This window comes from Tepidimonas aquatica (assembly GCF_007556585.1).
GTDB lineage: Bacteria > Pseudomonadota > Gammaproteobacteria > Burkholderiales > Burkholderiaceae_C > Tepidimonas > Tepidimonas aquatica.
The window spans coordinates 74,189-87,420 of the sequence record NZ_VJNA01000010.1; the positions used below are offsets into that span (position 1 = coordinate 74,189).

The following is a 13,232-nucleotide window of genomic DNA, read 5'->3' on the forward strand; positions in this document are numbered from 1 at the left end:
TTATCACCGACGCCAGCCCGCGTGGGCCTTGGCCAGACCACGACACCGTACAAACCCGCTAGGAACCCAACCATGCTGCCACCCAACCCGACGGATCACGTCGACGCGCCGGTGTGGGCGGTCGGCGCGCTGGTGGCCGCGCTGGCCGACGCGCTGCGGGCGCGCTTCAACCCCGTCCAGGTCGAAGGGGAGGTGGCCGGCTGCACGCAAGCCAGCAGCGGGCACGTGTACTTCACGCTCAAAGACGAGCAGGGCCAACTGCGCTGCGCGCTGTTTCGGCGCGTGGCGCAGGCCAGCGCCGTGACGCTGCGCGACGGTTTGCGCGTGCGCCTGCTGGGGCGGCTCGACGTGTACGCGCCGCGCGGGGATTTGCAGTTGATCGTTGAGCGGGTGCAGCTGGCCGGGCAGGGGGCGTTGTACGAGCAGTTCATGCGCCTGAAGGCCGCGCTGGCCGCCGAGGGGCTGTTCGACGCCGCGCGCAAGCGAGCGCTGCCACCGTACCCGGAAAGCCTGGGCGTCGTCACCTCGCTGGACGCGGCCGCCTTGCGCGACGTGGCCACCACGCTGGCGCGCCGTGCGCCGCACCTGCCGGTGCGCGTGTACCCGGCCGCGGTGCAGGGGCCCCAGGCGCCGGCGCAGCTGTGTGCGGCGCTGCAGCGCGCCTACGACGACTTCGCCGCCTGCGGTGCCCCGCAGGTGCTGCTGCTGGTGCGTGGCGGCGGGTCGCTGGAGGACCTGTGGGCGTTCAACGACCCCGATCTGGTGCGCACCATCGTGCGCGCGCCGATGCCGGTGGTGTGCGGGGTGGGGCATGAAACCGACGTGACGCTGGCCGATTTTGCCGCCGACGTGCGCGCGCCGACGCCCACCGCGGCGGCCGAGCTGTGCGCGCCGGCGCGTGCCGACCTGCTGCAACGCTGCACGCAGCAGCGTCAACGCCTGCGTGACGCGGTGCGCCGTCAGCTCGACACCCAGGCCCAGCGGGTGGACCGTCTGGTGCTGCGCATCGGGCGGCCATCGCAGCGGCTGGCGCAGCAGCGCCAGTGGCTGCAGGCGCTGCAGCACCGCGCACAGCGTGCCGTGCAGCGCACGCTGCAGGATCAGCGCGAGCGTTTGCGCACCGCGACGGCGCGGCTGCCCGCGTCGCCGGCGATGCGCCTGGCGGTGGCGCGCCAGCAGTGGCTGGCGCAGCAGCAGCGCCTGCCGCGTGCCGTGGAGGCGCTGCTGCAACGACACGCCCAGCGGCTGCAGCGCTGGCAAGCGCAACTGGCGCTGCTGGACCCGCAGCGGGTGTTGCAGCGGGGCTACGCGTTGGTCACCGGGCCGGATGGACATGTGCTGCTCGACGCCGCCCACGCCCCACCTGGGGCGCGGGTGCGCGTACGGCTGGCGCGGGGTGCGCTGGCGGCGCGGGTGGAGCAGCACGTGGATGGCGCTGCCGACACGCCCTGAGCGTGGCCCCACCGGGTGCGTGGACTCGCCGGTCTTGCCTACAATGTTCGCCTGTTACCCTTTCGCAACCGTCACGAGTGAGGAACGACCATGGAACACACACTGCCACCGCTGCCCTTTGCCATCGACGCGCTGGAGCCGTACTACTCGAAGGAAACGCTGGAATACCACCACGGCAAGCACCACAACGCGTACGTCGTCAACCTCAACAACCTGCAAAAGGGCACCGAGTACGAATCGATGTCGCTGGAGGACATCATTCGCAAGGCGCCCAACCCCGGCCCGATCTACAACAACGCCGCGCAGGTCTGGAACCACACGTTCTTTTGGAACTGCATGAAACCCAACGGTGGCGGCGAGCCCGGCGGCGCGCTGGCCGACGCCATCCGCGCCAAGTGGGGCAGCTACGCCGCATTCCGCGAAGCGTTCGTCAAGAGCGCGGTGGGCAACTTCGGGTCGGGCTGGACGTGGCTGGTCAAAAAGCCCGATGGCAGCCTGGACATCGTCAACATGGGCGCGGCCGGCACGCCGCTGACCACCGCGGACAAGCCGTTGCTGACGGTGGACGTGTGGGAGCACGCCTACTACATCGACTACCGCAACCTGCGGCAGAAGTTTGTCGAAACCTTCCTCGACAAACTGGTCAACTGGGACTTCGTGCAAGCCAACTTCGCCGGCTGATGCCGCGGCGGGGCGCGGCGGCCGTCAGCGCTGCGGCGCCTGAAACGGAGGCCCGGCCAAGCGAAAGCCGGGCCCGATGCCGCGCTGACGGAACCAGCCCTGCGCCATTTCCAGCACGTAGCGCACCGGTTCGCTGGAGCAGTGGCTGGTTTCGTCCAGCGGGCGCATGTCGGCCAGGTTGACGATGCGGCCATCGTCGGCGACAAACGCCGCCGTCAGCGGCACGTAGGTGTTTTTCATCCAAAAGCACTGCACCGCCGGCGCTTCGAACACGAACAGCATACCCTCGTTGGGGCCGAGCTCGCGCCGCCACATCAGGCCGGTGGCGCGCTGCGCGTGCGTGGCGGCCACTTGCGCGTGGATCAGGTGCATGCCGGCACGCAGCGTCACGCGCGGCAAATCGCGCAGCGGGGCCTCGGCCACACCCTGCGCGCATGCGCCTGTCACCGCCAAGGTGGCCACGGCCGCGACCAAGCCACGCCGCCACCAGCGGCGCCACGACGACCAACGGGGTGCTGCGTAGGGCATGGCAAGCTGTCAGGTTCGTAACGGTTTTGTCGCTAGAATTTTGGCATACCTCCACCGTGGCCAAGAGCCGCGGTGGCCCGCAGCAGACCCTCGGAGACCTTATCCCCATGTACCAACACATCCGCGTACCCGCCGACGGCGCCAAGATCACGGTCAACCCGGACATGTCGCTCAACGTGCCGGACAACCCCATCATCCCTTACATCGAGGGCGACGGCACCGGGGTGGACATCACGCCGGTGATGATCAAGGTGGTCGACGCCGCGGTGGCCAAGGCCTACGGCGGCAAGCGCAAGATCCACTGGATGGAAGTCTACGCGGGCGAGAAGTCCACCCGGGTGTACGGCCCCGACGTGTGGCTGCCGGACGAAACGCTGGACGCGCTGAAAGAGTTTGTCGTTTCGATCAAAGGCCCCCTGACGACGCCGGTGGGGGGCGGTATCCGCTCGCTCAACGTGGCGCTGCGCCAGGAGCTGGACCTGTACGTCTGCCTGCGTCCGGTGCGCTACTTCAAGGGCGTGCCCAGCCCGCTGAAGGAGCCGGAAAAGACCGACATGGTCATCTTCCGCGAAAACTCCGAAGATATCTACGCTGGCATCGAATACCCCGCCCAGAGCGACAAGGCCAAAAAGCTGATCAAGTTCCTGCAAGAGGAGCTGGGCGTGACGAAGATCCGCTTCCCCGAGACGTCGGGCATCGGCATCAAGCCGGTCAGCCAGGAAGGCACCGAGCGCCTGGTGCGCAAAGCCATCCAGTACGCGATCGACAACGACAAGCCCAGCGTGACGCTTGTGCACAAGGGCAACATCATGAAGTACACCGAAGGCGCCTTCCGTGACTGGGGCTACGCGCTGGCCAAGCGTGAGTTCGGCGCGGTCGAGATCGACGGTGGGCCGTGGTGCAAATTCACCAACCCCAAAACCGGCAAAGACATCATCATCAAAGACTCGATCGCCGACGCGTTCCTGCAGCAAATCCTGCTGCGCCCGGCCGAGTACTCGGTGATCGCCACGCTGAACCTCAACGGCGACTACATCTCCGACGCGCTGGCGGCGCAGGTGGGCGGCATCGGCATTGCGCCTGGGGCCAACCTGTCCGACTCGGTGGCGTGTTTCGAAGCCACCCACGGCACCGCGCCGAAGTACGCCGGCAAGGACTACGTCAACCCCGGCTCCGAAATCCTGTCGGCCGAGATGATGCTGCGCCACATGGGCTGGAAGGAGGCCGCCGACCTCATCATCGTATCGATGGAGCGCGCCATCCTGTCCAAGAAGGTCACGTACGACTTTGCCCGCCTGATGGAAGGCGCGACGCAGGTGTCGTGCTCGGGCTTTGGTCAGGTCATGATCGACAACATGTAAGCCCACGCAACGGCCTGGCCTCGTCTCTCCGGTGGGGCGAGGTCAGCCAAAGTACAAGGGCTGGCGGGGCAACCCGCCAGCCCTTTCCTTCTTTCAGAAGGTTTCCCAATCGTCGTCGCTGGCGCCTGCCGCTGGCGGGGTTGCCGGTGCTGGGCGCGCCGGCGGCGTGGTGGCTGGCGCGCTCGACGGTGCGACGTGGCTGCGCGCGGCCGGCTGAACCAAGCGCAGGGGCTTCGACGCTGCAGGCTTGGGCGCATGGGCCGGGGCGCGGGCAGGCGCCGGGGGCAACGGCGACGGTGCGGCGGGGCTGGCCGCAGCGATCGGTAGCGCAGCACCAGCCGCCTGCGCGGCCACATCGAACGCTTGCAGCGCCTGCAGCAGGGCCTGCGCCTGCTGCTGCAAGCTGGCCGCGGCGGCCGAGGCTTGCTCGACCAACGCGGCGTTTTGCTGAGTCATCTGGTCGAGCTGGCCCATGGCCGCGTTGACCTGGGCGATGTTGTCGCTTTGCTCGGCGGTGGAGGCGCTGACCTCACCGATCAGGTCGGCCACGCGCTGGATCGACTGCACGACCTCGGCGATGGTGGCGCCGGAGTGTTGCACCTGCTGGCTGCCGTTGCGTACGGCGGCCACGCTTTCTTCGATCAACGCCTTGATTTGCCGTGCCGCTTCGGCGCTGCGCTGGGCCAGGCTGCGCACCTCGCCGGCCACGACGGCAAAGCCGCGCCCGGCCTCGCCGGCCCGGGCGGCTTCGACAGCGGCGTTGAGCGCCAGGATGTTGGTCTGGAACGCGATGCTGTCGATGACGCTGGTGATGTCGGCGATGCGCTGGCTGCTGGCCTCGATGGCCTGCATCGAGGCCACGGCTTGCTGCACCTCCTGGCCGCCGGTGCGCGCGCTCTCGGCGGCCTGGATGGCGAGCTGGTTGGCGGTGCGCGCGGTGTCGGCACCCTGGCGCACGACGTCGGTCAGGCTGGCCAGGCTGGCGGCGGTTTGCTCCAGGTTGGCCGCAGCGCGCTCGGTGCGTTCCGACAAGTCCTGGTTGCCTTGCGCGATCTCGGCGGCGCCGTTGGCCACCCCGGTGCTGGCCTGGTGCACACGCTGCACCACGTCCAGCCAGGTGCGGCGCATGTCCTCCGTGGCGCGCAACAGCACGCCAAACTCGTCGCTGCCGCCGGCCGGCACGGCTGCCGACAGCCGCCCCTGCGCCAGGGCACCCAGCGCGGTCAGCACGCTGTGCAGCGGGCGCATCAGCCGTGTACGCACAAACCAGGCAAACAGCACGGCCACCAGCGCCCCGCTGAACGCCACCAGGCCCCACAGGTGGAGCAGATCCTCAAGCGTGGTACGCGTCGTCTCGGCATCCCGCTCGGTGGCCAGCACCACCCAGTTCCATGCGGGGAAGTGACGCCACATCAGGTTGACCGTGCCCGATCCAGCGAGCCCTTGGAGGTCGGTCACCTTCAGCACGCCCTCGCTTTGGCCCTGCTGCGTGGCGGCGCGCAGCTGCTGCAGCAAGGGGGCGTCCGCGCCGAGTTTGGGCAGGTCACGCCCGTACCACTGACCCGCCCGAGCGCCCGACGAAATATCCAGTGCAGCATACGCCAGCGCGTCTTGGTTGATGGCTTTCAGCAGCTTGGCCAGCACCCCCAGTTCGTTGTTGAGGTCGTAGCCGATGAACAGGATACCGGCCACCTGCCCATCGATCTTGATGGGCTGGTACACCGTCATGTAACTGCGGCCGAACAGCACCGCACGGCCGACGTAGCGGTTGCCGGCCATCAAGGCGGCGTAGCCGGGGTGGTCCTTGCCCAGCAGCGTGCCGACGGCTCGGCTGCCGTCTTCCTTGGTCAGGCTGGTGGTGATGCTCCGGAAATCGTCACCTTCCCGCTGGAAGATGGTAGCCACGCCGCCGCTGCGCTGCGCAAACAGATCCACCATCGTGAAGTCGCCGGCCAGCGCCTGACCGTACAGCGTGAGGGTACGCTTGCCGTCCACCTCCGACCACGACAGCGCCACGCTGGGCACCAATTGCTCGAACTCGGCGTACAGGCGCTGCGCGTTGCGCTTGCCGGACTCATCGACCTGCTCGATGACGGCGGCTACCATGGCGATGCGCTCGCCCAACTCTTCCAGCCGTGCCTGCCGCTCGTCGAGGTACATGCTGACACTGGACCACGCCAGACCGAGGGCCAGTATCAGTCCGGCAACCGTCAGCAACAGCGCGATTTGCACGCCGATGCGCCGGTGCCAAGGGATGGCCAGGCGAGCGCGGGACGAAGGCGCGGTGGGGGACGACGTCGATGGGGTCATGGGCACGGTCTCCTCGGTTCTTGGGGGCGCTGCACGCCTCAGCGGGTGCCCGCAATGATACGCAACCGTCATGTTTGGCCAAGGCGAGCGCCATGCCTGGGTGATGCCCGTTCGGCGACCACCGCCAGCCGACCGGCGGGCATACCCACGGGCGTGAAAGGCGCGGCGATTTATTGCAGAATGTGCGCATGGCCACGACACCGAAGCAACCCGACCTGACCCCGCAGCTGCCGGGTGGCGGCGAAGCGGTGGTGGTGGAGCGGCGCCGCCAGCGCGTGCCACCGCCGCGGCTGTACCAGGTGGTGCTGCTCAACGACGACTTCACGCCGATGGAGTTCGTCGTGCGCGTGCTGCAGGAGTTTTTCCACAAAGACCGTGACACCGCCACGCAGATCATGCTGAAGGTGCATGTGCACGGGCGCGGGGTGTGCGGGGTGTACTCGCATGACGTGGCCACGACCAAGGTCGAACAGGTGACCCAGGCGGCGCGCGCCGCCGGCCATCCGTTGCAATGCATTGCGGAGCCGGTTGAAACATGAGCGCAACGCCCCATTTATCGAACCATACCTGGCGCACGCGGTGTGTCAGGATGGCCGCAGCATCGTCAGTCGAAGGAAGTGCCCCATGATTGCCCAGGAACTTGAAGTCAGCCTCCACATGGCCTTTGTCGAGGCGCGGCAGCAGCGGCACGAGTTCATCACCGTCGAGCACCTGCTGCTGGCGCTGTTGGACAACCCGAGCGCCGCCGAGGTGCTGCGCGCGTGCAACGCCAACATCGAGGAGTTGCGCAAGCAGCTCACCACCTTCATCAAGGACAGCACCCCCGTCGTCGCCGGCACCGACGAGGTGGACACGCAGCCCACGCTGGGCTTTCAGCGCGTGATCCAGCGTGCCATCATGCACGTGCAGTCCACCGGCAACGGCAAAAAGGAAGTGACCGGCGCCAACGTGCTGGTGGCCATCTTTGGCGAGAAGGATTCGCACGCCGTGTACTACCTGCACCAGCAGGGCATCACGCGGCTGGACGTGGTCAACTACATCGCGCACGGCATCCGCAAGGGCGACACGCCCGAGCCGGCCAAGGCCAACGACGGGCCCGAGGCCGACGAGGCCGGCGCCAGCGAAGGCGCGCGTGGCAACGAAAAAGCCTCGGTGCTGGAGCAGTTCACGCAAAACCTCAACCAGGCCGCGCGCGAAGGGCGTATCGATCCGCTGATCGGGCGCGAGGTCGAGGTCGAGCGCGTCATCCAGGTGCTGTGTCGCCGGCGCAAAAACAACCCCCTGCTGGTGGGCGAAGCGGGCGTGGGCAAAACCGCCATCGCCGAAGGGCTGGCCTGGCGCATCGTGCAAAAGGACGTGCCCGAGGTGCTGGCCGACGCCACCGTGTACGCGCTGGACATGGGGGCGTTGTTGGCAGGCACCAAATACCGCGGTGACTTCGAGCAGCGCCTCAAAGGCGTGCTCAAGGCGCTCAAGGACCGCCCCGGCGCCATTTTGTTCATCGACGAGATCCATACGCTGATCGGCGCCGGGGCGGCCTCGGGCGGCACGCTGGACGCGTCCAACCTGCTCAAGCCGGCGCTGTCCAGCGGCCAGCTCAAGTGCATCGGCGCCACCACCTTCACCGAGTACCGCGGGATTTTCGAGAAAGACGCCGCGCTGTCGCGGCGCTTCCAGAAAATCGACGTCGTCGAGCCGACCGTGGAGCAAACGGTGGAAATCCTCAAGGGGCTCAAGTCTCGCTTCGAGGAGCACCACGGCGTCAAATACGCCACCGCGGCGCTGCAAGCGGCGGCGGAACTGTCGGCCAAATACATCAACGACCGTCACCTGCCCGACAAGGCCATCGACGTCATCGACGAAGCCGGCGCGGCGCAGCGGGTGGCGCCGCCGTCCAAGCGCAAAAAGACCATCGGCAAGGCCGAGATCGAGGAAATCGTGGCCAGGATCGCGCGCATCCCGCCGGCCAGCGTCTCCAGCGACGACCGCAGCAAGCTGCAAAACCTGGAGCGCGACCTCAAGGCGGTGGTGTTCGGGCAAGACAAGGCGCTGGAGCTGCTGGCGTCGGCGGTCAAGATGGCGCGCTCGGGCCTAGGCAAGCCGGACAAGCCCATCGGGGCGTTCTTGTTCAGCGGTCCGACGGGCGTGGGCAAAACCGAGGCGGCCAAGCAGCTGGCCTACATCCTGGGCATCGAACTGGTGCGCTTCGACATGTCGGAGTACATGGAGCGCCACGCGGTCAGCCGCCTGATCGGCGCGCCGCCGGGGTACGTCGGCTTTGACCAGGGCGGCCTGTTGACCGAGGCGATCACCAAGAAGCCGCACTGCGTGCTGCTGCTCGATGAAATCGAAAAGGCGCACCCGGACATCTTCAACGTGCTGCTGCAGGTGATGGACCACGGCACGCTGACCGACAACAACGGGCGCAAGGCGGACTTCCGCAACGTCATCATCATCATGACGACCAACGCCGGCGCCGAGACGATGCAAAAGTCCACCATCGGCTTCACCACGCAGCGGCAAGCGGGCGACGAGATGGCCGACATCAAGCGCCTGTTCACGCCGGAGTTCCGCAACCGGCTCGATGCCATCGTGAGCTTCAAGCCGCTGGACGAGCAGGTCATCCTGCGCGTGGTGGACAAGTTCTTGCTGCAGTTGGAGCAACAGCTGGCCGAGAAGAAGGTCGAGGTCACCTTCACCGACGCGCTGCGCAGGCACTTGGCCAAGAAGGGCTTCGACCCGCTGATGGGGGCGCGCCCGATGCAGCGGCTGATCCAGGACACGATCCGCCGCGCGCTGGCCGACGAGCTGCTGTTTGGCCGCTTGGTGGATGGCGGGCGCCTGACGGTGGATCTCGAAACCCCGGCCGACGGGGGCGAGCCGCAGGTCAAGCTCGACATCCAGCCGCTGCCGAAGAAAGACCGCAAAGCCGAGCCGGCCGAGCCGGAAGAGGCCACGGCGGACTGAAACGCCACGTCCCGCTGGGCGTGCGGCAGCCGGCGGCGCCGACTGCCGCACGCGCCACAGCGGCGGGTGGCGGCCTCAGGGGTGACGGGCGCTGGCCTCGGCCTGCAGCAGGGCGCGTTTGCGCTGCAACCCCCAGCGGTAGCCGCTCAGCCGCCCGTCCGCGCCGACCACACGGTGGCAGGGTATGACGATGGCCAGCGGGTTGCGCGCACAGGCGCTGGCCACGGCGCGCGCGGCGTTGGGCATGCCCAGGCGCGCCGCCAGCGCCCCGTAGCTGAGGGTTTGGCCGGGCGCGATCGTGTGCAGCGCTGCCCAGACGCGCTGCTGGAAGGGGCTGCCCTGGGGCACCAGCGGCAGCGGGCACGGGGTGCCTGGGTGGGCCAGCACCTCGCGCAGAACCGCCTGCCACGCGGTGGGCAGCACGCCCAGTGGGGCGGCGCTGCCGTAGCTGCGGCGCCACATCGTCAGCAACGCCGCGTCATCGTCGCCCAACCACAGCGCGTGCAGGCCGCGCGGGCTGGCGGCTGCCAGGGCGCGCCCCCATGGGGTCGGCAAGGTGGCCACGGTGAGGTCGGTTGGGGTGGTGGGGCGCATGCCGCCACTGTAGCACCGCCGCGCCGCGTGACGGCGGTGGCGCGACCAGCGGTTACGATGCGCACCGATGAGCCCCGACAGCCCAACGTTTTACTGGCACGACTACGAGACCTTTGGCCGCGACGCCCGCGTGGACCGGCCGGCGCAGTTTGCCGGGGTGCGCACCGACGCCGAGCTGCGCGAGATCGGCGAGCCCCTGGTGGCGTACTGCCAGCCGGCCCCGGATGTTTTCCCAGACCCGCAAAGCTGCGTGCTGACCGGCATCACACCCCAGCACTGCCAGCGCCACGGTTGGCCCGAGCGCGTGTTCGCCGAGCGCATCCATGCCGAGCTGTCGCAACCAGGCACGATCGGCGTGGGCTATAACTCGATCCGCTTTGACGACGAGTTCACGCGCCACCTGCTGTGGCGCAACCTGCTCGACCCCTACGGGCGCGAATGGCGCGACGGTTGCAGCCGCTGGGATTTGCTCGACGTCATGCGCGCGGCGTGGGCGCTGCGGCCCGACGGTATCGAGTGGCCGCGCGGCGACGACGGGCAGGTGAGCCTACGGCTGGAACATTTGAGCGCCGCCAATGGGCTCACGCACACCCACGCGCACGATGCGCTCTCAGACGTGCGTGCCACCATCGCGCTGGCGCGGCTGCTGCGTGCGCGCCAGCCGCGCTTGTTCGACTATGCGCTGGCGCTGCGGCGGCGCGAGCGCGTGATGCAGGAGCTGGGCTTGCCGCGCTTGGCAGCGGCGGCGCGGCCGTTCGTGCATGTGTCGGGCATGTTGGGTGCCGCGCGGGGCTTTGTGGCGGTGATGTGGCCACTGGCGCAGCACCCGCGCAACCGCAACGAAATCATCGCCTGGGATTTGGCGCACGACCCGCGCGCGCTGGCCGACTTGCGCGCCGACGAAGTGCGCGCGCGCCTGTTTGTGCGCACGCACGAGCTGCCCGAAGGGGTGACGCGCCTGCCGATCAAGAGCGTGCACCTCAACCGCGCGCCGTTTGTGCTGGGGCAGGTGCGGGCGGTGCAGGGGGTGCTGTGCGAGCGTTGGGGCGTGGACTGGGGCGCCATCGAGCGCAACATGCTAAGGATCACGCAGTTGCCCGATCTGAGCGGCTTGTGGGCCGAGGTCTACGCCGCACCGCCCGCGGGCCCCGAGCCGGACGTCGATGCGGCGCTGTACGAGGGTTTCGTTGGCGATGCCGACCGGCGGCGGCTGGCGCGGCTGCGGGCACTGGATCCACGGGACCCGGCGTGGCGCGAGATGGGCTTTGACGACGCCCGCCTGGGCGAGCTGGTGTTTCGCTTTCGCGCGCGCAACCACCCTGACACGCTGGACGCGCACGAGCGCGCGCGCTGGCAGGCGCACTGCCGCGCGCGCCTGCTGGACGGTGCGGGTGGCACCACGCCTTGGCGGGCGCGCTGCCAGCAACTGCACCAAGCGCACGCCGACGCCCGCGCACGCGGCGACGCGGCCGCGCTGGGCGTGGTGCAGGCGCTGTGGGATTACGCCGCCGAGCTGGGGCTGCCGGCCGGCTGAAGCCAGCGCAGGTGCTCGCCAGCGGCCACCCCACGCAAGTACGCGGGTACTTGGCGCGCTGGCATCGGCTGGGCCAGGCCGTAGCCCTGCACGGCGTCGCAGCCCATCGCACGCAGGGCGTGCAGCTGGGTGGGGCGCTCGACCCCTTCGGCCACGGCGGCCTGCCCCAACCGGTGCGCCAGCTCCACCGCCGCCAGCACGATGGCGGCGTCGTCCGCGTCGCGGTCCAGGTCGCGCACGAACGTGCGGTCGATTTTGAGCCGGTCGATCGGCAGCTGCTTCAGGTACGCCAGCGACGAGTAACCGGTGCCGAAATCGTCGATCGCGATGGTGGCCCCCGCCGCACGCAGCCGCGCCAGCTCGTCGTGCGTGCGTTGGGGATCACGCATCATCGCGCCTTCGGTGACTTCAAACTCCAGGCCCTGCAGCGGCGCCTGGCCGTCGTCGCTTTCGCCGCGGTTGGCCGCCACGGCCGCCATCATCCGGTCGGCCAGACCTGCGCGGTCGAACTGCCGCGCCGACAGGTTGACGCTCAGCGTCAGGCCTGGGTGGTCGCGCCGCCACAGCGTCAGCTGATGCAGCGCCGTGGTGCACACCCACGTCCCCAGCGTGTCGATCAGCTCGGCCGAGCTTTCGGCCAAAGGAATGAACTGCGCCGGTGGCAGCAGCGTGCCGTCGGGCTGGGGCCAGCGCACCAGGGCCTCGAAGCCCAGCAGTGGCAGGCCGTCGCGCAGCGCGTGGATCGGCTGGTAGTGCAGCTCCAGCGCGCCGCTGCGGATGGCGTCGCGCAGCCGGGTTTCCAGCTCGATGCGGCGCAGCACTGCGTCGTTCATCACGGGTTCGTAGTAGCGCCAACTGGCGCCGCCGTCGGTTTTGGCACTGTACATGGTCAGGTCGGCCAGACGCAGCAGCTCGGCGGCGGTGTCGGCGTCACGCGGCGCCAGCGCGATGCCGATCGAGGGGCTGAGGTACACCCGTTGGGGCACCGGTGCATCCGCCAGCGTCACCTCGAACGGCTCGGTGAGCGCCTGCAGCAGCTGCATGGCAACGCGGGCGGCCTGGCTGTCGTCGTCCAGGTCGGGCAGCGCGACGACGAACTCATCGCCACCCAGACGGCCGATGAGGTCGCTCTGGCGCAACCGCTGGCGCAGGCGCTGCGCGGTTTGTTGCAGCACGGCGTCGCCGGCGGCGTGGCCCAGCGAATCGTTGACCGCCTTGAAGCGGTCCAGATCGATGAACAGCACCGCCAGCTGGCCAGCGCGGCGCGCCCGCGCGGCCAGCGCTTGCTGCAACTGCTCCAGCCATGCGCAGCGGTTGGCCAGACCCGTCAGCGTGTCGGTACGCGCCAGACGCTCGATTTCGGCCTGGGCCCGGCGGCGTTCGGTGATGTCGGTGTAGACCGTCACAAAGCCGCCGGTGCGCAGCGGCTGGCCGCGCACCTCCAGCACGCGCCCGTTGGGGCGGGTGCACTCGAAGCGCTGCGCCCGCTCGGTCAGTGCGCGTAGTATGCCCTCGAGGTCGTCGGTGGGGCCGTACTCGCCACGCTCCACGTTGTAGCGCAGCACATCGCTCAACGTGACGCCCTCGCGCGCCAGCAGCTCGGCCGGCAGCCCCAGCACACGGCCGAATTCGGCGTTCCAGACGCGCAGTTTGAGGTCGCGGTCGAACACGCTCAGGCCTAGGGCCTGTTAACACTATCGCAACGATTCGACGATCAGTGCGAAGTGGATGAAGGCCGCGAACATGACGTCGAGCTTGTCGAAGCGGCTGAAGATGCGGCGGAACCCTTTCAGACGGCGGAACAG

The 13,232-nt window shown here is 68.8% G+C and carries 10 protein-coding genes and 1 pseudogene; 6 read left to right on the plus strand and 5 right to left on the minus strand.

Annotated features, from left to right (window positions below; translation table 11 throughout):
* Positions 1–72: 72 nt before the first annotated feature.
* Positions 73–1,452, plus strand: coding sequence for an exodeoxyribonuclease VII large subunit (xseA, locus tag Taqua_RS05340; RefSeq protein ID WP_144325419.1), 1,380 nt, complete (start codon positions 73–75; stop codon positions 1,450–1,452).
* Between the two features lie 90 nt (positions 1,453–1,542).
* Positions 1,543–2,133, plus strand: a complete 591-nt coding sequence (locus Taqua_RS05345; protein ID WP_144325421.1) for a superoxide dismutase — start codon at positions 1,543–1,545, stop codon at positions 2,131–2,133.
* Between the two features lie 24 nt (positions 2,134–2,157).
* Here Taqua_RS05345 and Taqua_RS05350 read toward each other — a convergent pair whose 3' ends face one another.
* The gene (locus Taqua_RS05350; RefSeq protein WP_144325424.1) at positions 2,158–2,661 is read right to left on the minus strand and encodes a DUF192 domain-containing protein; all 504 of its coding nucleotides are present in this window, start codon (positions 2,659–2,661) and stop codon (positions 2,158–2,160) included.
* 107 nt (positions 2,662–2,768) lie between these two features.
* On the opposite strand from Taqua_RS05350, the gene icd reads away from it, so the two are divergent.
* The gene (icd, locus tag Taqua_RS05355) at positions 2,769–4,022 is read left to right on the plus strand and encodes an NADP-dependent isocitrate dehydrogenase (RefSeq protein ID WP_144325426.1); all 1,254 of its coding nucleotides are present in this window, start codon (positions 2,769–2,771) and stop codon (positions 4,020–4,022) included.
* A gap of 93 nt (positions 4,023–4,115) precedes the next feature.
* Here icd and Taqua_RS05360 read toward each other — a convergent pair whose 3' ends face one another.
* Positions 4,116–6,332 carry a methyl-accepting chemotaxis protein gene (locus Taqua_RS05360; RefSeq protein WP_185969565.1) on the minus strand — a complete coding sequence of 739 codons (2,217 nt, stop codon included), beginning with the start codon at positions 6,330–6,332 and terminating at the stop codon, positions 4,116–4,118.
* 188 nt (positions 6,333–6,520) lie between these two features.
* Between Taqua_RS05360 and clpS the strand changes: the two genes are divergently transcribed.
* A complete protein-coding gene (gene clpS / locus Taqua_RS05365) occupies positions 6,521–6,871 on the plus strand; it encodes an ATP-dependent Clp protease adapter ClpS (protein ID WP_144325430.1) in 351 nt (116 codons plus the stop codon).
* A gap of 85 nt (positions 6,872–6,956) precedes the next feature.
* A complete protein-coding gene (gene clpA / locus Taqua_RS05370) occupies positions 6,957–9,299 on the plus strand; it encodes an ATP-dependent Clp protease ATP-binding subunit ClpA (RefSeq protein WP_144325432.1) in 2,343 nt (780 codons plus the stop codon).
* Positions 9,300–9,374: 75 nt separating this feature from the next.
* On the opposite strand, the gene Taqua_RS05375 is transcribed toward clpA, so the two are convergent.
* Positions 9,375–9,893 (minus strand): methylated-DNA--[protein]-cysteine S-methyltransferase, encoded by a 519-nt coding sequence (locus Taqua_RS05375; RefSeq protein WP_144325434.1) that lies wholly within the window; start codon positions 9,891–9,893, stop codon positions 9,375–9,377.
* A 67-nt stretch (positions 9,894–9,960) separates the two neighbouring features.
* Between Taqua_RS05375 and sbcB the strand changes: the two genes are divergently transcribed.
* The gene (gene sbcB / locus Taqua_RS05380) at positions 9,961–11,427 is read left to right on the plus strand and encodes an exodeoxyribonuclease I (protein ID WP_144325436.1); all 1,467 of its coding nucleotides are present in this window, start codon (positions 9,961–9,963) and stop codon (positions 11,425–11,427) included.
* Here the strand turns inward: sbcB and Taqua_RS05385 are convergent.
* Positions 11,394–13,097: a putative bifunctional diguanylate cyclase/phosphodiesterase gene (locus Taqua_RS05385; RefSeq protein WP_144325438.1), complete on the minus strand. Its 1,704-nt coding sequence runs from the start codon at positions 13,095–13,097 to the stop codon at positions 11,394–11,396. The genes sbcB and Taqua_RS05385 overlap by 34 nt on opposite strands.
* Before the next feature lie 24 nt (positions 13,098–13,121).
* Positions 13,122–13,232 (minus strand): annotated as a pseudogene (locus Taqua_RS05390) (IS5-like element ISCARN85 family transposase); the annotation flags it as partial.